Raw genomic sequence first — 23,304 nt, forward strand, 5'->3', positions numbered from 1 at the left:
AGGCTGCTACAGAGGGTCTTCAGCAGGTTCATGCGAGCCTCCTTTCGACAGCGTCGATGAAAACCTTCGGCGAGGCCAATTGCATTTCGCGGCTGGCCATGTCGACGGCGACTTGCACGGAGCTGGCGCGGGTCAGGCGTTCGCCGGTGTCCAGGTCACTGATCAGGTAGTTGATCTTCAACCGGTTCTCCCACTCCACCAGATTCGCCCGCACGTTCAGCTTCTGCCCGAACACCGCGCCGCGCACGTAGCGCAGTTGCAAGTCGATGACCGGCCAGGCGTAACCCGACTCGGACATCGCCGTGTAGTTGTGGCCGATCTTGTCCAGCAGTGCGCAGCGGGCCACTTCCAGGTATTTGACGTAATGGCCGTGCCAGACCACCTGCATGGTGTCGACGTCAAAGAACGGCACGAGGATTTCCGTATCGGTGTGAAGCACTCCCTTGCTACGCATGCAGCCTCCAGTGTTGCTCGGCAATTCGTTTCAGGCACAGGCGCAATTCGCCTTCCAGAGCGCGATCTTCGATGACCGGCGGGAAGTCTTTGGCCAGCTCGAAGTGCATGGCGGCAAGGGCCGGCGGCAACGGGCGCGCGTCTTCAGCCTTGCTGCGCAGCCAGACGCCCTGATTGGCGGCAAGCAGGGTCGCAGCGGCGACCTGTTCGGTCAGCTCCAGCACGCGAATCGCATCGCGGGCGGCGATGGTGCCCATGCTCACTTTGTCCTGGTTGTGGCATTCGGTGGAACGGGAGAACACGCTGGCCGGCATCGTATTTTTCAGCGCTTCGGCCGTCCAGGCGCTGGTGCCAATCTGCACGGCTTTGAAACCGTGATTGAGCATCGCCCGATCTGCGCTGGCGCCGGACAGATTGCTCGGCAAGCCATGGTTGTATCGCTCATCCACCAGCAGCGCGAGCTGGCGATCCAGCAGGTCGGCGACGTTGGCCACCAGGTTCTTCAGGCTGTCCATGGCGAACGCGATGTGGCCGCCGTAGAAGTGACCGCCGTGCAGCACGCGCTCGGCTTCGGCGTCGATGATCGGGTTGTCGTTGGCGCTGTTGAGTTCGATTTCGATGAACGAACGCAGCCAGTTCAGGCTGTCGGCCAATACGCCGAGGACGTGGGGGGCGCAACGCAGTGAGTAGCGATCCTGCAGGCGATGCAGCGGTGCGGTCGGCGCGTCGATCGCCAGATCCTTGCGCAGCCACGCGGCAACTTGCATCTGCCCCGGGTGCGGTTTGGTGGCGAACAGGCGCTCGTCAAAGTGTTCCGGGTTGCCCTGCAAGGCGACGACGTTCAGCGCGGTGATGCGCGTCGCCAGTTGCAGCAGGTAGTCGGCGCGGGCGAAGGCCAGGCAGGCAAGGCCGGTCATCACGGCGGTGCCGTTCATCAGCGCCAGGGCTTCCTTGGGGCGCAAGACCAGCGGCTGCCAGCCGAGTTCGCGGTGGACGTCGGCCGCCTGTCGGCGTTCGCCACGGAACATCACTTCGCGCTCGCCCGACAGGGTCGCAGCCACATAGGACAACGGCGTCAGATCACCGCTGGCACCCACCGAGCCTTCCTCCGGGATCAGCGGCAGAATGTCGTGTTCGAGGAACGCTTGCAGGCGTTCCAGCAGCTCTACGCGAACCCCGGATACGCCGTGGCACAGTGACTGCAAACGCGCGGCGAGCACTGCGCGGGTAGCCTGTTCGTCGAGCAATTTGCCCAGGCCGCAGCCGTGGAAGGTATACAGATGACGGGGCAACGCCTCGACGTGATGCAGCGGCACCGCGACTACGCAGGAGTCGCCATAACCGGTGGTCACGCCATAGATCACCCCTTCCTTGTCCAGCAGGGAGTCGAGGAATCGCGCGCCCTTGGCAATACGCTCGCGGTACGCGGGATCGCCCTGCAACTGCGTCGGCACCTGACGGTTGGCCAGGGCCAGCACGTCTTCGATGCGCAAAGGGAGTTCGCCGAAGGTTACCGGCTCATGCATTGGCGTCGTCATCGGTCTTCCAGAAAGGGTAAAAGTTGAACCATTGTTGGGGCGCTTCAAGGCAATAGTGACCCAGGCACGCGGCGTAGCGGGATGCCCACTGATGAATGACCTGCTCGCGGTCGCTGCGTTTCCACGTCACGGCCTCGGCGAAGGGTTCGAGGGTCACTCGATATTGGCCTGTCGGTTTCTTCAGGCACATCAACAGATTGATCGGGCACTTCAGCAAACCGGCCAGCAGCCATGGGCCTTGAGGGAATGCTGCCTGATGGCCGAGAAAGTCCACGGTCACTGTGCGTGCGCCGTGCAGTGGCACGCGGTCGCCGGCAATCGCCAGCCATTCGCCGCGCTCAAGGCGCTCATGCAATTGCAGCATGATGACCGGGTCCAGCTCACTGACCTGGATCAGCCGCAGATTGGTCGCGCCGGCCTCGCCCAGCAAGCGGTTGAACTGCTCGGCGTGCTTGGTGTGTACGAGGACGTTCATCGTGACTTTTTCGCCGATTTCCGCCAATGCGCGGCAGACCTCGAGATTGCCCAGATGCGCCCCCACCAGCATTTGCCCGCGGCTGCCACGCAGTTGATTGCGCAGCAGTGCCGGGTCGATGATTTCGATCTGGTCGATGCTCAGCTTGCCATTCCATACGTCGAGCTTGTCGAGCATGGAGTCGGCGAACGCCATGAACTGACCGAACACGCGCCAATGCGTGGGGCGCAATTCGTTGCGCGCGCTCCAGTCGGCGAGCCGTTGCTGGTATTGCCAGGCGCTGTGGCGGGCACTGCGGCCGAACAGGAAAAAGTACAGGACGATGCCGTACAGCAACGGACTCAGCAGGCGCCGACCCAGTACCTTGGCGCCGAACGCGGTGAGCTTCATCAGCCAGAAGCTGCCGCGCTCCTGGCGGTCGGCCCAGTGTTTCTTGTCTACGTTGCTGCTCATGCTCGCCACCGTCGCCAGAGGATCACCGGGGCCCGCAGCAACATGCCGAAGAACAGCCGGGTGTGCATGCTGGAAATCAGCACATTGTCGTGAAACAGGCGGAAATGCGAGACGCCGTCCAGCGGGTAGTGAACCTTGGTCGGCAACCACTGCATCGGCTGGTTGCGCCAGGCCAGGCGCACGAGGATGTCCGAGTCGAAGTCCATGCGCTTGCCGATCTTCGCCGAATCGATCAGTGCCAGGGTGGGTGGCAAGGGATAGACGCGAAAGCCGCACATGGAATCGCGAATCTGCAAGGACAGCGTGTTGATCCAGACCATGACGTGCGTCAGGTAGCGGGCATACAGGCGGCCCTTGGGTACGCTGGCGTCATATTGCGGGTAGCCGCAGATCACCGCGCGAGGCTCGGCGCGTGATTTTTTGATGAACAGCGGCACGTCTTGCAGGTCGTGCTGGCCGTCGGCGTCCACTTGTAACGCATGGCTGAAGCCCAGGCGTGAAGCTTCACGCAAGCCGGTCATGACCGCACCGCCCTTGCCCTGGTTGGCGGCCAGGCGGATCAGGTAAACCATTTCGCGCTGGGCCAGTCGATCGAGCACCCTGGCGCACGCCGGACTGCTGGCGTCGTCGACCAGAATGCACGGCAGGTTGCTGGCAATCAGCGCCTCGACCACCGTGCCGATCGCGGTTTCGTGGTTGTAGACCGGGACGATTGCGCAGGGGTTATGCATCGCTGGAAGCCTCCAGCAGAATCCGCCCACTGGAGCAGGTTGCGGTCTCGTTGCGATAGGCGAAATACAGTTTGCTGCGTTCCGGGTCAAAACGCAGGTGCAACTGGATTTCGTCGCCCGGGCGCACCAGTTGCTGGAACTTCAGCACTTCCATGCCGGCGAATTTTGCTGGCAGGGCCATCAATTGTTGACCCAGGCTCAGCGCCCAATCCACCTGCACCACACCGGGCAATACCGGGGTTTGCGGGAAGTGGCCGCTGAAGTAAGCGAGGTCTGGCGGGACTGCGAGTTGCAGGCTCCATTCGCCCTCGACTTCAACCTGTTCGAGCACTTCGGGTGCTTTGACCCGAGGTGCCAGCAACAGGGCTTCGACGTCGGCCTGCGGCAGTTTGCCTTGAGCATTCAGTGGCAATTGTCGCAGCAATCGCCAGCGCCGGGGCAGGGCGAGGGCTTCGCAATGCTGGCTCAGGTGCTGACGCAGTGCTTCTGTAAGGGTGCGTCGACCTTGATTGCGCAAGGAATGCAGCCCTGATTCGCTGAGCACCAGCAGTGCACCCAGCGAGGCGCGGTTTTCCTGGACCACACCGAGGCGCGCCTCCGCGACCCATTCATGCGCCATCAGCGCTTTTTCCAGCATGGGCAGCGAGATGCGTTTTTCTTCCAGTTTGACGATCCGGTCCAGGCGTCCCAGCAATTCGAAACGACCATTGGCTGCGATTCGCGCCGCATCAGCGGTGTGTTCGATGTGGCCGACCGGCAAGTAGGGAGATTTGATCAACAGCGCGCCGTCGCTGTCCTGGCTCAACTCGACACCGGCGAACGGCTGCCAGAGATCGCTGCCCTGACGCCAGGCGATGCCGCCGGTTTCTGAACTGCCGAGGATTTCTGTCGGCCATTGGCGCAAGCGTTGGTGCAGGCTTTGCGCGGCCTCGGCGGGCAAGGCGCCGCCCGAGGAAAACACCCGGCGCACAGCGCTCAAGGCAGGCCAGTCGAGGTTATCGCCCATGCGCTTGAGCAGCGCCGGACTGGCGACCCAGGCGAACACCGGGTGTTCGCGACTGGTGCGCTGCAGGTCTTCCGGGAACGCCAATTGCTTGCGCACGAACGGCCGCCCGGCGCACAGCGGCCACAGCACGCGGAACAGCAAGCCATAGATGTGTTGGGTGGCGACGCTGCCAATAATGCAAGCCTGACCCAGATCAGCGCCCCAGAGTTGCTCCAGTGCCTGAACTTCATTGGCCATTTGCCGCAGGGTTTTGTCGATGCGCTTGGGGTCGCCACTGGAGCCAGACGTGCAAAGGCTCAGTTGGCAAGTGTCCAGATCCAGTGCGGCGGCAGTGAGAGGCGGATGGCGGTAATCGCTCAGGTGCGCATCATCGGCCAGATCAGTCAGCCACAGATCGACTTCACTGGACCAGCGTTGGCGGGTCTGGGGTTGCAGATCGGCCGGCAGTAGCACGCTGACGCCGGCACGCCAGGCACCGAGCAGGGCAATGGCGAGGTCGGCGGCGTCTTCAAGGTGCACGGCGATGCGCTGCACGTTTTGCGCTTGCAGGCCGGCCGCCAGGCGCAGGGCCTGTTCGCACAGTTGTGCGTGATTCAACGCCGGTTCGGCCGTGACGGCACGTTCCGGCTGAGCCTTGAGCAACAGTTGCTCAAGTGTTATCCAATTCATCAGTGGCCTCGTACCCGTTGTCGTATCAGCCATTCAATGGCAAACAGCAGGCCCATCAACCCGTAGGAAATCAGGCCGGTGTACAACATCCACCAGCTCAGCGGCGCCCAAAGAGTCAGGGCAGCGGCGAGCAATCCGTTAAAGACGAAAAACACACACCAGACGATCGTCACCTGGCGGGTATAAATAATGGCCCTGGCCGGCAGGTGCGGTTCACGCAGACGTGCCAGACGCTCGACCATCGGCGGGCCGAACCGGAGGCTCAAACCAAACAACCCGAGCATGAACACGCTGATCAGCACCGGGTACCAGCGCAGCAACAGCGGACTGTCGAACAGGGCCAGCAACAGGCAAAAAACCATTGCGGTGATCGCCATCCACAGGCTGCCGGGACGGCGTGCACCGAGCAGCGCTCGCGCCAGCCACAGGCTGCCGAGCAACAGGCCGAACTGCCACGGAGCAAAATGTTCCATGCCGAAATACACCGCGAAGGGGTACAACAGGCCTGCGAGCAGCAGGCCAAGGCCGACCAGTCGGCTCATGCGGCAGGTTGAACCAGGCGAAAGACGGCCTCGACCACGTCGCTGACAGTACGCACCGATTTGAACTCTTCGGCGGCGATTTTTTTGCCGGTCTGGCGCTTGATGTGATCGATCAGGTCGACGGCGTCGATGCTATCGATTTCCAGATCCTGATACAGGTTCGATTCCAGGCTCACGCGCGCAGGGTCCAGCTCGAAGAGCTCGACCAAAGCATCACGCAGGGTGTTGAAAATGTCGTCACGAGTTTGCATGGTCCGGTCTCAAGCTGCCTGTTTTGCAGTGACGAACGCCGCAAGGCTCGCCACGTTAGTGAAGTGATCACGGGTGTCTTTGGCGTCGGCGTCGATTTTGATGCCGTATTTTTTCTGGATGGCCAGGCCGAGCTCCAGAGCGTCCACCGAATCCAGGCCCAGGCCTTCGCCGAACAGTGCCTGATGGCTGTCGATATCTTCGGCACTGATGTCTTCGAGGCCGAGGGCATCGATGATCAGTTCTTTGATGTCACGGTGCAGATCGCTCATCTTCGGCGAGCTCCTTGATAAAGTAAGTATGCAAATAATCGTTGAGCTTGCGCGATGCCTGAGGTGCAGGGCCTAGCGCTGCGAAAGCTTGTGGGTCTATATCGGCCCCGACACAGAAACTGAAGTGCACGCGGCGTTTCGGGATCCGATACCACGGCTCGGCCTTGGTTAACGTCGTAGGGCTGACCTTGATGATCACAGGGGTGAGGATTTTCGCACCGCGCAAGGCGATTGCCGCGGCCCCCCGATGAAAGGCCGGCGCCTCGCCAGGCTGGGTGCGCGTGCCTTCGGGAAAGATGATCAAGGTCTGGCCTTCTTTCAACGCGTTGGCAGCGGCGTCGAGCATGTCCATGCTGCCGTCGTTGCTGATGTATTCGGTGCGCCGTAGCGGGCTGCGGGTAAAGGGATTCTCCCAAAGGCTTTGTTTCACGACGCAATTGGCGTGACGCACCAGGCCGATCAGAAACACGACATCAATCAGCGAGGGGTGATTGGCGATAATCATTTGCCCTGGGCGACCCAGTTGTTCCGCGCCCTGGATGTCGTAGGTCAGGACGCCGGTGCGGGCCATGAACCGAACAAATAACCAGAAGCAGCGACTGACGGTCTGTCGCGCGCGCAGCCGATGGGTCCGCGCATCGCCGGGAAAGCAATTGAGCAACGGAAAAACCACCAGTCGCAGGCACAGGCCACCCAACCCGAACAGGGTGAAGCTTGCGGCAGTGGCCAGCAGGCGCCAGTAATAGGCGTCGCGGTTTTTTTCCGTTACGGAGTGCGATGCCAGGTCCATACACGATTCTTCCAGGCATGTTGGCAGGTGGTTTGCTGGCCGAGCAGGTTGCGAACCAGATTCAGGGCATGGGGCCAGTGGGCGTTGGACAACTCATCCGTCGCGCTGTTCAGCGTCAGCTGCCAGTCGGTACCGGGTGTCAGTAACAGACCGACGGCATACGGAAACGGGACATCGTCGATCCATGTCTCATAGGCATTGGGCGGTTGTTCTTCGGCGATAATCAACAGGACGGCAGGCGCGCCTTCGTCCAGCATTGCAGCGGCTTCCAGCATGCCGTGTTCCAGCCCGTCACCGGCGGCGGCGAGGGCGGTCATTTCGCTGGTTTCGCCGCGCATGATCGACCAAAGCCCAATGACGGCGTTGTGCACGGACAAACTGAATTGAGTCGGCGACAGCGGTTGGTCGGCGGCCAGATCGCTGAGGATTTCAAACGTGCGAGGTGTTTCGCCATGTCGGGAAACAAACACCAACGGCAAGTCCTGGCGACCCTCAGCCAAGGGCCAGCCGACACTGAATGCCATGCGCGCCAAACGGCTGAGTCGTCGGCGCTGCATGGCGGGCAGAAAAGACACGTCGGGTGCGACATCGCTGCTCGCAAGCACCACCGGTTGTCGGCTCCATGCCTGCCATTCGTCCACGCTTTCGAGCCCAGGAGCCCATGCGCGCCATTGGGCGATGTTGAAATTAATCACAGACATACATCCCGCCCTGCAGGGCTTCGTTGACGCGGTGAGCCGCAAAAACAGCGGCAGACCTTACGTGACGCGTAGCGCCGAGTGGCGCGCATTATCCCGGTGCTACGGGCGCGTAGCAAATACTGGTTACATTTTGCGCAATGAATGTACCGTCCGGTTCGCTAAAAGCTATCGTTTCGCCATTATCCATAGCTGGATGTTCACGTCTGTCGGCCTTTTGCCCGGAGTAACGGTGAGATTGCGGCTTTTCAATTGGGATATTGGAGCTGACCGTGTAGTCCTTGCGCCAAAGCGGTAGCTAAGCAATGCCGTGGACTACTACACTCGGTCATTCCTGGATACACGGAGGTTTTGACATGCGGCGCGTGGTGTTTAATCAAAAAGGTGGCGTGGGCAAGTCCAGCATTGCCTGCAATCTGGCGGCGGTCAGCGCCAGCGAGGGCTATCGCACCCTATTGGTGGATCTCGATGCCCAGGCCAACTCCACTCAGTACCTGACGGGGCTCACCGGTAATGACATCCCGATGGGCATTGCCGATTTCTTCAAGCAAACCCTTTCCTCCGGCCCGTTTTCGAAGAAAAACCAGGTCGATATCTACGAAACACCGTTCGACAACCTGCACGTGGTCACCGCCACTGCCGAGCTGGCAGATTTGCAGCCCAAGCTTGAAGCCAAGCACAAGATAAACAAGCTGCGTAAGTTGCTTGAAGAGCTTGGGGAAGATTACGACCGGATCTACCTGGATACGCCGCCCGCACTGAATTTTTATGCGGTATCGGCCTTGATTGCCGCGGATCGTGTATTGATCCCTTTCGATTGCGACAGCTTCTCGCGTCAGGCGTTGTACGGTTTGCTGGCGGAGATCGAAGAATTGAAGGAAGACCACAACGAAGGCCTGGAAGTTGAAGGCATCGTGGTCAACCAGTTCCAGGCCCGCGCCAGCCTGCCCCAGCAAATCCTCGACGAGTTGATCGCCGAAGGCTTGCCGGTCCTGCCGGTGTATCTGGCCAGTTCAGTGCGAATGCGCGAATCTCACCAGGCCAACACGCCGCTGATCCACCTCGACCCCCGGCACAAGCTGACCCAGCAATTCGTCGAACTGCACGCGCTGCTGGAAAATGCTTGACCCCAGCTAGTGCCACCGAGCAAATGTGGGCGTGAGCAGGCTCCCACATTTGATTCGAACTGGTTTAAATCCCCTGGCTACGCAACCAGCTCATCAATTGAGGTAACGGAAAAGCCCCGCTCTGGCGCGCCACTTCCCGGCCGTTCTTGAACAGAATCAGGCTCGGAATCGAGCGAATCCCCAACTGCGCCGACAACTGCTGGTTTGCCTCGCTGTCCAGTTTCGCCAGCCGGCACTTACCTGCCAATTGCCCCGCTGCCTGCTCGAACACCGGCGCAAACGACTTGCACGGCCCGCACCAGTCCGCCCACACGTCAACCAGCAACGGCAGGTCGCCTTTGATCTGGCTGGCGTAATCGCCTTGCTTCAATTCAAACGGCTTGCTCAGCAAGACCTCGGCCTTGCAGCGACCGCACTTTGGATGATCGTTGAGGCGCTCGGCGGGGATGCGGTTGAGGCCGTTGCAGTGGGGGCAGGGGATGAGGAGTGGGTCGGTCATGGTTGGCTCTGAGTTGGACAGTCTATGTGCCAGTTCTGGAGTCGAGCATCGCGTTTATCAAGGCTGTAACGTGTAGTCCTTAGCTTTCTTCAGTTGCGGACAGGGACTACATGTATTGACTCTCCTGCTGATATACGGCGAAAAATTACACCTTTAGTCTTTTCCGCAGCAGTTTCGAACTGGCGATTTTACTTTGGAGTCCTTTGTACCAATGACGGCTAGATCCCCTCAGCGTTTTTCAATCCTAGAGCTCCTAACCAACGCCAAGCGCATCAAAACTCTAAATGTCGAGACTGCGTTTGCGCGAGACGGAGGCTTTGTGGGGCTTGAAGATGTTTGGCGTGATCTGAGTTTCGATCAGAGTCAGAAGCAGGAAAGCGCCATACGTGAAGCCTTGTTGACTCACGACGAACAACTGATCTCCAAATGCTTGCCCCACTCCGGCGGCCGTTCGGCATAACTGTCCATTCCCGGCTGTTCCTCGAACGGATTGCTCAGCACGGTGTGCAGCCGACGTACCTCTGAATAGTCGCCGCTCTCTGCCGCATCAATGGCTTTCTGCGCCAGATAGTTACGCAGGATGTACAGCGGATTGACCGCATGCATCCTTTGGCGACGCTGTTGCTGATCGGCTTCGCCTTCGCGGGCTACCCGGGCGACGTAACGCTCGCCCCAGGCATCGAACCCCTTGATGTCGACGAAGTCATCGCGCAAGCGGGCGACCGCCTGTTCCGGGGACTCTTCCCCGAGGCGGCGGAAGAACAGGGTGTAATCGACGCCACTGTTCTGCATCAGTTGCAGCAGGTGCTCGAGTAGCTTCTGGTCATCGTCTTGCGCGGTGGTGAAACCGAGGCGGCGGCGCATCAGGTCCAGATAGTGGGCCTGGAACAGCGGCAAATACAGGCCGAGGGTTTCGCGCAGGGCCTCGACGCTGATGAACGGTGTCAGGGCCTGGGCCAGCGCGCTGAGGTTCCATTGACCGATCGGCACCTGATTGCTGAAGGAGTAGCGACCCTGGTCGTCGGAGTGGTTGCAGATGAAGTTGGCATCAAAGTCGTCGAGGAAGGCGAAGGGGCCGAAGTCGAAGGTGATGCCGAGGATCGACATGTTGTCGGTGTTCATCACCCCGTGACAGAAGCCATAGGCCTGCCACTTGGCGATCAGTTCGGCGTTGCGCTCGACGATTTCACGGAACATCGCCAGGTAGGGTTCCGGTTGTTCCAGGCATTCGGCGAAATGCATGGCCAGCACATGTTCACCGAGTTCTTTCTGCATTTCGGGACGTTTGGTGTAGTAGAAATATTCGAAATGCCCAAAGCGCACGTGGCTTGGCGCCAGGCGCAGGACCATCGCGGCGCGTTCCTGTTTCTCGCGCCAGACCGGCGTGTCGGAGCCAACAACGCACAGCGCGCGGGTGGTCGGGATGTTCAGGGCATGCAGCGCCTCAGAGGCGAGAAACTCGCGGATCGAAGAGCGAAGCACCGCTCGTCCATCACCCATGCGCGAAAAAGGCGTCTGGCCGGCACCCTTGAGGTGCAGGTCCCAATGCTCGCCGGCCTGGTTGTACACCTCGCCCAGCAGCAGGCCGCGACCGTCGCCCAGTTGCGGGTTGTAGGAGCCGAACTGATGACCGGAATACACCATCGCCCTCGGCACCGCGTCAGCCCAGAGCTTATGGCCGCCGAACAGTTCGGCAAACTCTGGTGTGTCGGCCGCGGCCGGGTCGAGATCAAGCAGCGCCATGGCCGCAGGGCTCGCAACCACGAGGCGCGGGTTGTCGATGGGCTCGGGCAGCACATGGGCGGAAAACGTATCGCCCAAGCGGGCGAAACGATTATCGAAGGTCAGTTCGTCGAGGGCTTTCAACGGCCATCTCCAGCAGAATGTCCGAGCATTCTGCTAGGGATAAGCCGGTTAGTCGAGCTTGGCGGCCGGTGGTTCCTGGGGCGGTTGGCCATCGACCAGCGGCACGATGGTTTTCGCTTCCGGTTCGATCGGCACCATCTTGTATTCCTGGCCCTGAAGGTTCTTGAGGTAAACCTCCATCTGCCGGAACGAGATGTTGATGTGCTGCTTCTTGAACTCGCGGTTGATGAAGCGGTTGACCTCGTCGAGCACAGGATTTCGGTCGCCAAGGTCGCGCACGTGCATGCGTAATTCATGGTCGAGGGTGCTTTCACCGAAGTTCAGGAAGTACACGTGCGGTTCCGGATCCTTGAGCACGCGCGGATTATCGCGGGCAGCCTTGAGCAGCAGCTCCTTGACCAGGTCCAGGTCCGAGCCGTAATCGACGCCGAGCTTGAGCGTTACCCGGGTGATGGTGTCGGTCAGCGACCAGTTGATCAGTTGCCCGGTAATGAACGTCTTGTTCGGGACAATGATGTCCTTGCGGTCGAAGTCGGTAATGGTCGTGGCGCGGATGCGGATCTTGCTGACCGTGCCTGACAGGTTGCCGATGGTAATGGTGTCGCCGATCCGTACCGGGCGCTCGAACAGGATCATGATGCCGGAGATGAAGTTCGCAAAGATCTCCTGCATCCCGAAACCCAGGCCGACCGAAAGCGCTGCCACCAGCCATTGCAACTTGTCCCAGCTCACGCCGAGGGTCGACAGGGTCGAGACGAAACCGATCCCGGCGATCACGTAGGACAGCAGCGTGGTCGTGGCATAGGCGCTGCCTTGAGCCAGATTCAGCTTCGACAACACAAACACTTCCAGCAAACCTGGCAAGTTGCGCGCCAGGGCGAAGGTGATGCCGATGATGATCAACGCACCGAGCATGTCGCCGATACTGATCGGCACCATGCTCATGGCCGCGCCAGTGCCGCTGGTGTATTCGTAGAGGGTGATGTTGTCCAGGTACGAGAACACTGAAATCAGGTCGGACCAGGCCCAGTACAACGCCCCGATGAAGCCGCCGAGCAGTGCCAGGCGGATCAGTCGCAACGATTGTTCGTTGACCTTTTCGATGTCCAGTGTCGGCTCTTCGATCACCGCTTCGCCGTCACCGGCCTCTTTCGCGGCCTGACGTTTGGTCAGGGCGCGCTGGTAAGCCAGGCGGCGTGCCGCAACGCTGAGGCCGCGCACGAAGGTGGCTTCGATGACCAGCCAGAACATCAGCAGGTAAAGGGTATTGATCAATCGGTCACTGAGTTTGAGCGCGGTGTAGTAGTAGCCGAAGCACACGGCCACGAACAGCGCGACCGGCAAGGCGGTGAACAGAATCCCCAGCAGTTTTCGGAACAACGAAGCGTTTTCATGCGTCGGGCTGCGCATCAGCAAGCGGCTGAGCAGCCAGGCCATCAAGGCGTAGCAGATCAACACCACCGGCATGCCCAGCACGTCGTCCGCCAGCGTTGCCGGTTGCAGCTCGGCAACCGCCACCACCGCCACCAGCGCCATCACTACCACACCGAGGCGACGGATCCAGCCCCGAAGGAATTCGACCTGAGGTTTCTCCCAGCGGAAATGCAACTCAGCCACGCCACCCGGCGCGAGGATCCGGTAGGCGGTGTAGAACACCAACCAGGCCTGTGCCATTTGCAACAGCGCTGAACCCATGTTGGCGTTCTGCCCGCGGGCATCGATTTGCAAGGCGAGGCCGCACAAGGCCAGGCCGAGCGCGACCGGCAGCGCCAGCAAAATATTGACCAGAATGGCCTGAGGCGTATGCCACTGGCTGTCGCGCTTGAAGTGGCCGATGTCCTTGTGAACCTTGTTCAGTCGGGCATACAAGCTTTTACGTCGCCACAACAGGGCGCCGATCAGCAGCACCAGCGGCAGAAACAGCAGCGGTCGTTGAATCAGGCCATCGCTCAACTCGATCAGGCTGGACGTCCACGGCAAGGTCATGACTTGGCGCTGCAATCGCTCCGGAACGGCGCGTATCCATTCCAGATCCAGCGGCTTGTTGCTGGGGATCCAGAACATTTGCTCATCGAGCGTCGCCCGCAGGCTTTGCGCGGTACTCAACAGTTGTTTCTGATTGAGTTGCAGGGTGATGGACTCATTGAGCACGGCGCTCAACTCACGGTTCAGCCGCTCCAGCAGGTCGGCGCGGGTGTTGGCCAGTTCCAGCAGGCTCTTGCGCAGTTGCGGGGTGACTTGTTCCGGTGGTTGGCTCGCCAACAGGTTATCGACGTAAGTCGCCGGGTTGCTCAACAGTTCGCGTTGTTGGCTGACTTCAAATTGATAGAGGCGAATGTCGGCGATCTGATCGGCGAGGTTACGGTCGAGCCTCAAACGCGGCAGGGACTGCTTCTGTTTGTAGAGAATCTTGGAGAGCAGCAGGCTGCCCTTGAGCACGTTGATTTGCTCGTCCAGGGCCGAATCGCTTTGGGTTACGTTGTCCAGTTGCTGTTTGGTTTGCAGGTTTTGCTGGGTGACTTCGTTGAGTCGGTCCGTGCTTTTGAGCAGGTAGTCGGAGAGCTTCAGGTTGGCCGCGCTTTCGCTGGCCAACAGGCTGCTGCCACCGGATTTCTGCGCCTCGATGGATTGCTGGGTCACCGTTTGCTGGGACTGAGCCAGGCGTTTCTGGTTGATCAGGGTTTGCAGCTCCTGGATTTCTTGATCCAGGCGATCGGATTTTTCCGACAGTAAATCGTGCTGGCTGTTGCCCAGGTCCTGCAACTGACTGTTGCCGGCCAGTTCCTGGCGACGCAGCGGAATCAGCGCATTCAGTGCCGCGAGTTCGGCATTGAGCAAGTCGCGCTGTTCGCCGCTCAAGGTTTTGCCCGCGTCCTTGCCCGCCTTGAGGATGTTGTTGATCTGCTGGATTCGGGTCTGGCTGGCAGAAATCTCGGCTTGGGCACGTTCGGGACGTGTCTGGGCGGTAATGACCAGACTGTTGGCGTCGGACAGGGCTTTTTGCAGGTCGCTTTGCTGGGTCGAGCGCTCAGTGAGCATTTGTTCGAGTTGCGGGATCGACAGGTTGGCGAAGCGTTGGGCCACGGGTTGCGGTTTGGTGGCCTTCAGACGAGCCAGTTCACGCTGATTTTCGATGTTCTGCTTTGGCGCGGTAGCCAACTGTTGCTTCAAATCGGCCAGTTTTTGTTCGTTGTCTTGCCGGTTGTTGAGCTGGGTGAGCGTGTTCTGCAGCGTGGCTTGCAACGCTTTTTGATCGGCTTCCGGCAGCTTGCGGTCGGCGATCTTGTCCAGGCTCGCTTGCACGGCTTCGCTGGTCGGCGGCTCGGCCGCTTGCAGCGTGCCGATGGAGAGGCTCAGGCCCAGCAGGGCCAGGATGAAAAAGTTACGCAGGCTTGACATAGAGACCGATCGAAAACGAGACGAAGAGTGGAGTTTAGAGGAAGAGTCCCGGACCGGGGCGACTTCCTTCGGGGAATCTGACGCCCACTTTGCCGATCTTGTTCCCTTCCATGACCGCGACGGTCCAAATGGTGTTGTTCCACTCCACCTGGTCACCGACGACAGGCGCGCCCCCCACTTTCTGGGCGATGAAGTGGCCGAGCGACATGCCCGGATCGATGCCTTCGACTTTCAACCCGTACAGCGCCGCAACCGCGCCCAGTTGGGCATCTCCTTCGAGGACGAAGTCGCCGAAGAAGCGCAAATCCAGACCTCGCTGCGGCGCCTGGCTGAAGAGTTTTCCGAGGGCCGGCAGGTTGTGTTCATGGCCGATTACACAGAGCAAATCGTCGACTTCGAGCACCGTACTACCCGACGGATGGAGCAATTGCTGGCCACGAAACAGGGCCGCGATCCGCGTGCCTTCGGGCATTTTCAGTTCACGCAGGGGCGAGCCGATGCACCATTTCTCGGCGCCGAGGCGATAAATGAACAGCTCCCACTCGCTGGTGACATGCACTTCCAGAGCGGAGCGCGAGATCGGTGCGGGCTCTGGTGGCACCGTCACTTTCAGCAGCTTGGCAATCCACGGCAGGCTCGTGCCCTGCACCAGCAGTGACACCAGCACGATAAAGAAGGCCAGATTGAAATAGAGCTGGGCGTTGGGCAGGCCGGCCATCAGCGGGAACACCGCCAGAATGATCGGGACCGCGCCGCGCAAGCCGACCCAGGAAATAAACGCCTTTTCGCGACCATGGAACGCCTTGAACGGCAGCAAACCGACCAGCACCGACAGCGGCCGGGCGAACAGAATCATCCACAGCGCCAGACCCAGGGCGGGCAGGGCGATCGGCAGCAGATCATGCGGTGTAACCAACAGCCCCAACACCAGGAACATGCCGATCTGTGCCAGCCATGCCATACCGTCGAGCATGTGCAAAATGCCGTGCCGGCTGCGCACCGGGCGGTTGCCGATGACCAGGCCACACAGATAAACCGCGAGGAAGCCGCTGCCATGCAGGGCGTTAGTCAGGGCAAACACGACCAGGCCACCGGCAATCACCAGAATTGGATAAAGACCGTTGGCCAGGTTGATGCGGTTGACCAGTTGCAGCATCAGCCAGCCGCCGCCGAGGCCGACGACGGCACCGATACCGAACTCGCGCACGAAGTGCGCCAGCAGGCTCCAGTGCAGGCCGGTTTCACCGCTGGCGAGCATGTCGATCAGGGTCACGGTGAGGAACACCGCCATCGGGTCGTTGCTGCCGGATTCGATTTCGAGACTGGCGGTGACCCGCTCGTTCAGGCCTTTGCCACCCAGCAGCGAGAACACCGCGGCGGCATCGGTCGAGCCGACAATCGCACCGATCAGCAGACCCTGAATGATGCTCAGGTTAAACAGCCAGGCCGCGACCATGCCGGTCAACGCGGTGGTAATTAACACCCCGACGGTGGCCAGCGACAGCGCCGGCCACAGCGCAACGCGGAAACTTGCGACTCGGGTTCGTAAACCACCATCGAGCAGGATCACCGCCAGCGCGAGGTTGCCGACCAGATAAGCCGTGGGGTAGTTATCAAAAATAATGCCGCCACCGTCGACACCGGCGGCCATGCCCACAGCCAGGATAATCACCAGAATCGGGATGCCGAGGCGGGACGAAAGTGAACTCACCAGAATGCTCGCACCTACCAGCAACGCGCCGATCAGAAACAGGCTGTTGATGGTGATTGCATTCAAAGGCAGTACTCCAGAGACGGAAAGGCGGGCGAAAACTGACCATGCAGTCTGCGTGCCAGCGATTCTAACCTGTTGAAATGTGATGCTGTCAAAAAGGTTTTTGCATGGGTACGCCGCGATGGCAAGACTAACCCTGTAGCAGCTGGCGCAGCCTGCGTTCGGCTGCGCAGCAGTCGTCAAATGGTCATTCGTGGTCTGTCTGGCAGATCCGGTAGCCAGAATCACGACTGCTTCGCAGCCGAACGCAGGCTGCGCCAGCTGCTACAAGGAGCGGTGTATTGGCTGTTACAGGCTAAACCGTCCAACCATGTTGTTCAGGTCCAGCGCCAATCGCGACAACTCATTACTTGCCGCGCTCGTCTGGTTGGCCCCGGTCGCCGACTGCACCGACAAATCACGGATGTTCACCAGGTTGCGGTCCACTTCGCGGGCCACTTGCGCCTGTTCTTCAGCGGCGCTGGCGATGACCAGGTTGCGTTCGTTGATTTCGACGATCGCGCTGTTAATGGTGTCCAGCGACAGACCGGCACCGCGAGCAATATTCAACGTCGACTCGGCGCGCTCGGTGCTGTTACGCATCGAATCCACGGCGTGTTCGGTGCCGCTCTGGATGCTGCCGATCATGCGTTCGATCTCGCTGGTCGACTGCTGGGTGCGATGCGCCAGGGCACGAACTTCATCCGCAACCACCGCGAAACCACGCCCGGCCTCACCGGCGCGTGCCGCTTCGATGGCCGCGTTCAGGGCCAGCAGGTTGGTCTGGTCCGCCAGGCCGCGAATCACGTCCAGCACTTTGCCAATGTCGCGGGATTCGTTGGCCAGGTCGCCGATCAGTGTCGCAGTGCTCTGCACATCGGCGCTCATGCGTTCGATGGCGCTGACGGTTTCCTGCACCAGGTCACGGCCGTCACCCGCCGAAGTGGTGGCGTTTTTCGAGGCTTCGGAGGTGCTCACCGCGTTGCGTGCCACTTCTTCCACGGCACTGGTCATTTCGTTGACCGCGGTGGCCGCCTGCTCGATTTCGTTGTTCTGCTGGGTCAGGCCGCGAGCGCTTTCGTCGGTCACACTGTTGAGTTCTTCAGCGGCCGACGCCAGTTGAGTGGCCGAGCCGGAAATCCGCTGCAGGGTGTCGCGCAGCTTGTCTTGCATCTTCGCCATGGCGGCCAGCAAACGGCCGGCTTCGTCTTCGCCGTCGACCGTGATCGGGCGAGTCAGATTGCCTTCGGCAATGCCTTCGGCCGCGCTCAGGGCATTGGCGATCGGCTTGGTGATGCTGTGGGTCAGCAGCCAGGCGAACAGCACAGTCAGGCCAGTGGCGAAGACCAGCAATGTAATCACCAGGGTGAAGGCCGAGTCGTACTGGTCGGCCGCTTGCTGGTTGGTGTCGACGGTTTGCTGGGTGTTGATCTCCAGCAAACGGTTGAGCACGGTGTTGACTGCTTCGGAGTTGGTCAGCAAATCGGTGTTGAGCAAGGTGCGCAGTTCATCCACCTGATTGTTGCGCGACAGGCTCTTCATGCGGTCTTCGATCTGGCGGTACTGGCCGAGCAACTGCACATATTGATCGTAGGCGGCACGCTCCTGCGGGCTGCTGATGAGCTTTTCGTACGTCGACTGGGCGGTACGGATCTGCTGATTGCGGGTTTCCAGCAACTCCATGGTTTTCTGCTGGACGTCCGGCTCGCGATTGACCAGCAAGCGGTACGACAACACGCGCAGGCGCAGGGTCAGTTGAGTGAATTCGTCGAGGCTTTTGATGCTCGGTACGCTGCTGGACGTGATGTCCTCGGCGGCGCCACGAATCTTGCTCATCTGGTTCAAGGCGAACACACCCAAGATCAGCATCAAGCCGCCAATCAAGGCAAAACCGAGGAACGCCCGTGGCGCGATATTCATATTACGAAGGGACATGGCGTTTACCGAATTGAGCGCGCCCGTGCGGCGCTGAAGCTGACGTATGAGTGACTTATCGGTCATGCGACTAAAGTCTTGAGTCCCTGCGCGTTTTTGTCGCACAAAGGCCTTGATTGACGAAGTGCAGGAACCACATTCGCCAATCACAGTCTCTACTGCTCGCGAGGAAGGTCGCCCGCCAGGAAAATCAAGGCCTTGCGCCTGAATAACCCTGGCATCCGTGGTGACTTTTCTTTATCGTACGCGCCCTTTGAAAATGCTCGGAAAATCAAAATGTTGGAAGCATCCCTAAGCCAATTGGAACAGCTGGTAAACGACCTGGTGCAACAGAACCAGGCACTGCTGGGCACCAACCAGACCCTGAGCGCGGAACTGGCTCAGGCCAAGGATGAAAACGAAAGCCTGCAGTTGAGCCTGATGGAACAGGAAGAGAAACAAGGCGCCACCGCCGCACGCATCCAGGCCCTGGTTGAGCGCGTCAGCGCTGGCCCAGTCAGCGCATGAGTGTGGGCGCCGCAGGGGTAAAAGTCGTCTCGATCCTGGGGGAGGACTATTCGATCAAGGCGCCGGCCGGGGAAGAGCAAACCCTGCTGGACGCCGCAATGATGTTGAAGGCTGCTTTGGCCGACACCAAAAGAAAGTACCCGACGCTGATCGGTGACCGCCTGTTGGTACTGGCCGCCATGAATCTGTGCTCGCAGCAGATCGAAATGAAAAAGCAGCACAAGCAGGAACTCGACCGTTACCAAGAGCAAGTCAGCGCCACGGTTGAAGTGATTTCCAAGACGATCAATCAGGCCTGATCGGCTTTGCGCACAACCAAAGAATAAATTGTCGTTTGCGTTGTATACAATCGGCACGGCTGTTGCAGTGTTTCAGCCTCTTATTCTTTGGGGGTGCTCCATGCAGTTCTGGCGACGCAGTATTCAATGGCAATTGATCCTGAGTATGGGCAGCGCGTTGCTGGTCAGTATTCTGATCGTAGTGGGCATCTATACCCTGGTGGTCAATCGACTGGCCCAGAACTATCTGGTCGAGCAAGCCTTGCCGTCGAGCATCGAAGCGATGCGCAACGACATCGAGCGCATCCTCGTCCAGCCCCTTACCGCCGCCAAGGACATCGCCAGCAACAGCATGGTGCGCGGCTGGCTGGCCGGGGGTGAAGACAGTGCCCAGGCCGGCACGTTTACGACCTATCTCGAAGGCATTCGCGCCGAGCACAAAGCCTTTACCGCAATTATTGTCGGCACCGCCTCCAACCATTACTTCACCGAAAAAGGCCTGGATCGGACCCTCAGCCGTTCCAATCCGAAAGACGCCTGGTTCTACTCATTTCTCGACAGCAACCAGCCGCGCACCCTCAATATCGATAACGACACGGCGACCGGAGAATTGGCGCTTTTCATCGACTTCAAAGTCGAGCAGGCCGGTAAGGTCGTGGGCGTTGCCGGGCTTGGCCTGAGCATGAAAGAGCTGTCGGAGCTGATTCACAATTTCAGTTTTGGTGAGCGCGGCAAGGTCTATCTCGTGCGTTCCGACGGTTTGATCCAGGTCCATCCTGAAGCGCAATTCAGCGGCAAACGCACGCTGGCTGAGCAGATTGGCGAGTCAGCAGCGCAAGCCGTCATTGGTCAAAAAGCCGCCACAACCAACAGTTTTACCCGGGACGGCGAAGACTTTCTCGCTTTAAGCCTGCCGCTGCGGGATCTGGGCTGGACCCTGGTGGCCGAAGTGCCGCAATCGCAGATTTACGCCGAAGCCCGCCGTGCCATGTGGATGAGCAGCGGCATCGGCCTGGCGGTGGCGCTGGTGTGCCTGTTATTGGTGGTTTTGCTGGCTCGTGGGCTGGTGCGGCCGATTCGTCAGGTAACAGCGGCACTGGTTGCCATTGGTAGCGGTGGTGGAGATTTGACCCACCGACTCGATGCCAGCCGCGCCGATGAACTGGGTGATCTGGCGCGCGGCTTCAACCGCTTTCTCGACAGTCAACGCGACATGATCGGTGAAGTGCTGACCACCAGCGAGCGTCTGCGCACTGCGGTCGGGCAGGTGGCGCGGGTGGTGGACAACACCGCCGAACGTTCCGGGCGCCAGCAGGAAATGACTGACATGGTTGTCACCGCCGTCCATGAAATGGGCCTGACCGTGCAGGAAATTGCCCAGAACGCTGGCAATGCCGCCGTCGCCTCACAAAATGCCCGTGACGAAGCGATGCAGGCGCGGGAAGTGGTCGGCGGGTCTATCCGGCATATAGAAAGCATGTCCGATGAAATCGGCATTGCTGCCGGCGCGGTGGGCGAGTTGGCCCATCAGGTCGCGTCTATCGATCAAGTGCTGGCGGTGATTCGCGGGATATCCGAACAGACCAATTTGCTCGCGCTTAACGCCGCCATCGAAGCGGCGCGAGCCGGTGACATGGGCCGCGGATTTGCAGTGGTGGCGGATGAAGTGCGCACATTGGCGCGGCGCACTCAGGCCTCCACCGATGAAATTCAGCAGATGATCGGCAGCCTCAAACAGGGCGCCGAAAACGCGGTGTCATCGATGCATTCCGGGCAAGCCGCGACGGGCACGGGTGTTGAGTCGAGCCAGCGCACCGGGGCGTCGTTGACGGCGATCACCGGACAGGTGGAGCGCATCAGCGACATGAACCATCAGGTGGCGACTGCCACGGAAGAGCAGTCGGCGGTGACCGAAGAGATCAACCGCAACGTGCAGGGGATTTCTGATTTGGCTCGCGCGACCGCCGGGGAAGTCAGGGCGTGCCGTGAAGACTGTCAGACGCTGCAGCGCCTGGCGGATGATCTGGCACGGCAGATGGGTGGGTTTCGCTTGAAGTGATGCGTAACCGATCGTTCCCACGCTCCGCGTGGGAATGCCTCAATGGACGCTCCGCGTCCGCTTCTGGGACGCAGAGCGTCCCGGGCTACACACAACCAGCCTCCGGTTAAAACCACTCATCCTGCATGCCCAGGCACACATCATCCCGCGCCTCAAGCAACGCCAACTCATGGTGGCAACCCGGTACTTCCCAGGTCAGGAAGTACCGCGCCGCTTGCAGCTTGCCTTTATAGAAGCTGACATCCGCTGCGTTGCCCTTGGCCAAGCCTTCCTCGGCGCGGATTGCCTGTTCCAGCCAGCGCCAGCCAATCACCGTGTGCCCAAACACTTTCAGGTACAGCGCCGAGTTTGCCAGGCTGCTGTTGACCTTGCCTTGAGCCAGGTCGGTCAGCAGGCCGATGGTCACGGTTTGCAGGCGCTCCACCAGTTTTTCCAGCGGCTCACGCAGCGCGGTAAGCGATTCAAACGCCTGTGCGCGCTCGGCGGTGTCGGCAATCAAGCGGATCAATTGCTTGAGCCCGGCGCCACCGTTCTGCGCCAGTTTGCGCCCCAGCAAATCCAGCGATTGAATGCCGTGAGTGCCTTCGTGAATCGGGTTCAGGCGGTTGTCTCGGTAGTACTGTTCCACCGGGTATTCGCGGGTATAGCCGTGGCCGCCGAGAATCTGGATCGCCAGTTCGTTGGCCTTCAGGCAAAACTCCGACGGCCAGGATTTGACGATAGGCGTCAGCAAATCCAACAGCTCATGGGCCTGCTTGCGCTCGGCTTCCGTCTCGAGCGTGGTGGTGTCGTCGAACAATCGCGCGGCGTACAACCCCAGGTCGAACGAGCCTTCGACGTAGGCCTTCTGCGTCAGCAGCATGCGCCGGACGTCGGCGTGGGCAATGATCGCCACGGGTGCGGTGGTCGGGTCTTTGTTGTCCGGCACGCGACCTTGCGGACGCTCGCGGGCATACTCCAGCGAATACAGATACCCGGCGTAACCAAGCATCACCGCGCCCATGCCGACGCCAATCCGCGCTTCGTTCATCATCTGGAACATGTAGCTCAAACCCTGGTGCGGCTTGCCCACCAGGTAGCCGACACAGTCACCGTTATCGCCGAAATTCAATGCGGTGGAGGTGGTGCCGCGCCAGCCCATCTTGTGGAACAGACCGGCCAGCAACACGTCGTTGCGCTTGCCGAGGCTGCCGTCATCGTTGACCAGGAACTTGGGCACGATAAACAGCGAAATGCCCTTCACCCCGGCCGGTGCGTCCGGCAGCTTGGCCAGCACCATGTGCACGATGTTTTCTGACAACGGGTGATCGCCGCCGGAGATGAAGATCTTGTTGCCCTTGAGTCGATAGGTGCCATCAGGCGCAGGTTCGGCGCGGGTACGAATATCCGACAGTGACGAGCCCGCATGCGGTTCGGTCAGGGCCATGGTGCCGAAGAAGCGGCCATCGATCATCGGTTGCAGGAAGCGGCGCTTCTGCTCCTCGGTGCCGAAACTTTCGATCAGGTTCGCCGCGCCCATGGTCAAGAACGGGTACGAGGTCGACGCCGCGTTGGCCGATTGGAAGTGCGCGAAGCAGGCCTGGGACAGCAAGGTAGGCAGCTGCATGCCGCCGGCGTCGAAACTGCGCGCGGCGTTGAGGAAACCGGCTTCGAGGAAGGCGTCGACGGCGGGTTTCACCTCAGGAATCAGAATCGCTTGACCGTCCTCATAACGAGGCTCGTTTTCGTCGCCCTTGCGGTTGTGCGGGGCGAAAAACTTTTCGGCGATGCTGCGGGCGGTGCCAATGGCGGCATCGAAGGTTTCGCGATTGTGTTCGGCGAAACGCTCACGCTGAGTCAGGCCCTCGGCATCGAGGACTTCATACAGCTCGAAAGCCAGATTGCGGGAACTGAGCAACGTCTCGGACATGGCGGCCTACCTTTTATTGGGATGGGCCGAGTCTAGGCTTGCTGATAAAGGCTGAACAGGATGATTGATGCTGGTGATGTTTGAGTAGTACAGCGA

At 60.2% G+C, this 23,304-nt stretch carries 20 protein-coding genes and 2 pseudogenes; 5 read left to right on the plus strand and 17 right to left on the minus strand.

Going from position 1 to position 23,304, the window contains the following annotated elements; genetic code table 11:
• Positions 1-28: 28 nt before the first annotated feature.
• The 10 genes from C7534_RS07300 to C7534_RS07345 are packed head-to-tail and all read right to left on the minus strand — an operon-like array spanning position 29 to position 7,879.
• Positions 29-454 (minus strand): acyl-CoA thioesterase, encoded by a 426-nt coding sequence (locus C7534_RS07300; RefSeq protein WP_109785388.1) that lies wholly within the window; start codon positions 452-454, stop codon positions 29-31.
• Positions 447-1,991, minus strand: coding sequence for an HAL/PAL/TAL family ammonia-lyase (locus C7534_RS07305; RefSeq protein WP_046031142.1), 1,545 nt, complete (start codon positions 1,989-1,991; stop codon positions 447-449). Before C7534_RS07305 ends, C7534_RS07300 begins: the two co-directional genes overlap by 8 nt.
• Positions 1,972-2,919 carry an LpxL/LpxP family acyltransferase gene (locus C7534_RS07310; RefSeq protein ID WP_109785389.1) on the minus strand — a complete coding sequence of 316 codons (948 nt, stop codon included), beginning with the start codon at positions 2,917-2,919 and terminating at the stop codon, positions 1,972-1,974. Before C7534_RS07310 ends, C7534_RS07305 begins: the two co-directional genes overlap by 20 nt.
• Positions 2,916-3,650 (minus strand): glycosyltransferase family 2 protein, encoded by a 735-nt coding sequence (locus C7534_RS07315; protein WP_109785390.1) that lies wholly within the window; start codon positions 3,648-3,650, stop codon positions 2,916-2,918. The genes C7534_RS07310 and C7534_RS07315 overlap by 4 nt, the downstream gene beginning before the upstream one ends.
• Positions 3,643-5,325 carry an acyl-CoA synthetase family protein gene (locus C7534_RS07320; RefSeq protein WP_109785391.1) on the minus strand — a complete coding sequence of 561 codons (1,683 nt, stop codon included), beginning with the start codon at positions 5,323-5,325 and terminating at the stop codon, positions 3,643-3,645. Before C7534_RS07320 ends, C7534_RS07315 begins: the two co-directional genes overlap by 8 nt.
• A complete protein-coding gene (locus C7534_RS07325; RefSeq protein WP_109785392.1) occupies positions 5,325-5,867 on the minus strand; it encodes a hypothetical protein in 543 nt (180 codons plus the stop codon). Before C7534_RS07325 ends, C7534_RS07320 begins: the two co-directional genes overlap by 1 nt.
• Entirely contained in the window at positions 5,864-6,118 is a 255-nt protein-coding gene (locus C7534_RS07330; RefSeq protein ID WP_109785393.1) for an acyl carrier protein, read from the minus strand. The genes C7534_RS07325 and C7534_RS07330 overlap by 4 nt, the downstream gene beginning before the upstream one ends.
• A gap of 9 nt (positions 6,119-6,127) precedes the next feature.
• Positions 6,128-6,388, minus strand: a complete 261-nt coding sequence (locus tag C7534_RS07335) for a phosphopantetheine-binding protein (RefSeq protein ID WP_046031137.1) — start codon at positions 6,386-6,388, stop codon at positions 6,128-6,130.
• Entirely contained in the window at positions 6,369-7,178 is an 810-nt protein-coding gene (locus C7534_RS07340; RefSeq protein WP_109785394.1) for a lysophospholipid acyltransferase family protein, read from the minus strand. Before C7534_RS07340 ends, C7534_RS07335 begins: the two co-directional genes overlap by 20 nt.
• Positions 7,154-7,879 (minus strand): beta-ketoacyl synthase chain length factor, encoded by a 726-nt coding sequence (locus C7534_RS07345; RefSeq protein WP_109785395.1) that lies wholly within the window; start codon positions 7,877-7,879, stop codon positions 7,154-7,156. The genes C7534_RS07340 and C7534_RS07345 overlap by 25 nt, the downstream gene beginning before the upstream one ends.
• A gap of 353 nt (positions 7,880-8,232) precedes the next feature.
• On the opposite strand from C7534_RS07345, the gene C7534_RS07350 reads away from it, so the two are divergent.
• Positions 8,233-9,003 carry a ParA family protein gene (locus C7534_RS07350; protein ID WP_046031134.1) on the plus strand — a complete coding sequence of 257 codons (771 nt, stop codon included), beginning with the start codon at positions 8,233-8,235 and terminating at the stop codon, positions 9,001-9,003.
• A 64-nt stretch (positions 9,004-9,067) separates the two neighbouring features.
• Here C7534_RS07350 and trxC read toward each other — a convergent pair whose 3' ends face one another.
• From trxC to C7534_RS33250, 6 genes and pseudogenes are all read right to left on the minus strand, one after another.
• Positions 9,068-9,502 (minus strand): thioredoxin TrxC, encoded by a 435-nt coding sequence (gene trxC, locus C7534_RS07355; protein ID WP_077432334.1) that lies wholly within the window; start codon positions 9,500-9,502, stop codon positions 9,068-9,070.
• 402 nt (positions 9,503-9,904) lie between these two features.
• Positions 9,905-11,368 carry a protein adenylyltransferase SelO gene (selO, locus tag C7534_RS07360; protein WP_077432335.1) on the minus strand — a complete coding sequence of 488 codons (1,464 nt, stop codon included), beginning with the start codon at positions 11,366-11,368 and terminating at the stop codon, positions 9,905-9,907.
• 48 nt (positions 11,369-11,416) lie between these two features.
• Positions 11,417-14,767, minus strand: coding sequence for a mechanosensitive channel MscK (gene mscK / locus C7534_RS07365; RefSeq protein WP_046031131.1), 3,351 nt, complete (start codon positions 14,765-14,767; stop codon positions 11,417-11,419).
• Positions 14,768-14,801: 34 nt separating this feature from the next.
• Positions 14,802-16,544: a potassium/proton antiporter gene (locus tag C7534_RS07370; RefSeq protein ID WP_109785396.1), complete on the minus strand. Its 1,743-nt coding sequence runs from the start codon at positions 16,542-16,544 to the stop codon at positions 14,802-14,804.
• A 285-nt stretch (positions 16,545-16,829) separates the two neighbouring features.
• On the minus strand, positions 16,830-17,702 hold the full coding sequence (locus C7534_RS33245) for a methyl-accepting chemotaxis protein (protein WP_371916747.1): 873 nt from the start codon (positions 17,700-17,702) through the stop codon (positions 16,830-16,832).
• A pseudogene (locus C7534_RS33250) lies at positions 17,685-18,521 on the minus strand (MCP four helix bundle domain-containing protein); the annotation flags it as partial. The pseudogene C7534_RS33250 and the gene C7534_RS33245, both read right to left, overlap by 18 nt.
• A gap of 210 nt (positions 18,522-18,731) precedes the next feature.
• Here C7534_RS33250 and C7534_RS07380 point away from each other — a divergent pair.
• From C7534_RS07380 to C7534_RS33260, 4 genes and pseudogenes are all read left to right on the plus strand, one after another.
• Positions 18,732-18,962 carry a hypothetical protein gene (locus C7534_RS07380; protein WP_027922060.1) on the plus strand — a complete coding sequence of 77 codons (231 nt, stop codon included), beginning with the start codon at positions 18,732-18,734 and terminating at the stop codon, positions 18,960-18,962.
• Positions 18,959-19,261 (plus strand): cell division protein ZapA, encoded by a 303-nt coding sequence (locus C7534_RS07385; RefSeq protein ID WP_046031129.1) that lies wholly within the window; start codon positions 18,959-18,961, stop codon positions 19,259-19,261. The genes C7534_RS07380 and C7534_RS07385 overlap by 4 nt, the downstream gene beginning before the upstream one ends.
• Positions 19,262-19,406: 145 nt before the next feature.
• Positions 19,407-20,435: pseudogene (locus C7534_RS33255) on the plus strand (HAMP domain-containing protein); the annotation flags it as partial.
• Positions 20,436-20,567: 132 nt separating this feature from the next.
• Positions 20,568-21,299: a methyl-accepting chemotaxis protein gene (locus C7534_RS33260; protein ID WP_408980990.1), complete on the plus strand. Its 732-nt coding sequence runs from the start codon at positions 20,568-20,570 to the stop codon at positions 21,297-21,299.
• Between the two features lie 106 nt (positions 21,300-21,405).
• Here the strand turns inward: C7534_RS33260 and C7534_RS07395 are convergent, their stop codons facing one another.
• On the minus strand, positions 21,406-23,208 hold the full coding sequence (locus C7534_RS07395; protein WP_109785398.1) for an acyl-CoA dehydrogenase: 1,803 nt from the start codon (positions 23,206-23,208) through the stop codon (positions 21,406-21,408).
• Positions 23,209-23,304: the final 96 nt, after the last annotated feature.

Source organism: Pseudomonas sp. OV226 (assembly GCF_003148705.1).
Lineage (GTDB): Bacteria > Pseudomonadota > Gammaproteobacteria > Pseudomonadales > Pseudomonadaceae > Aquipseudomonas.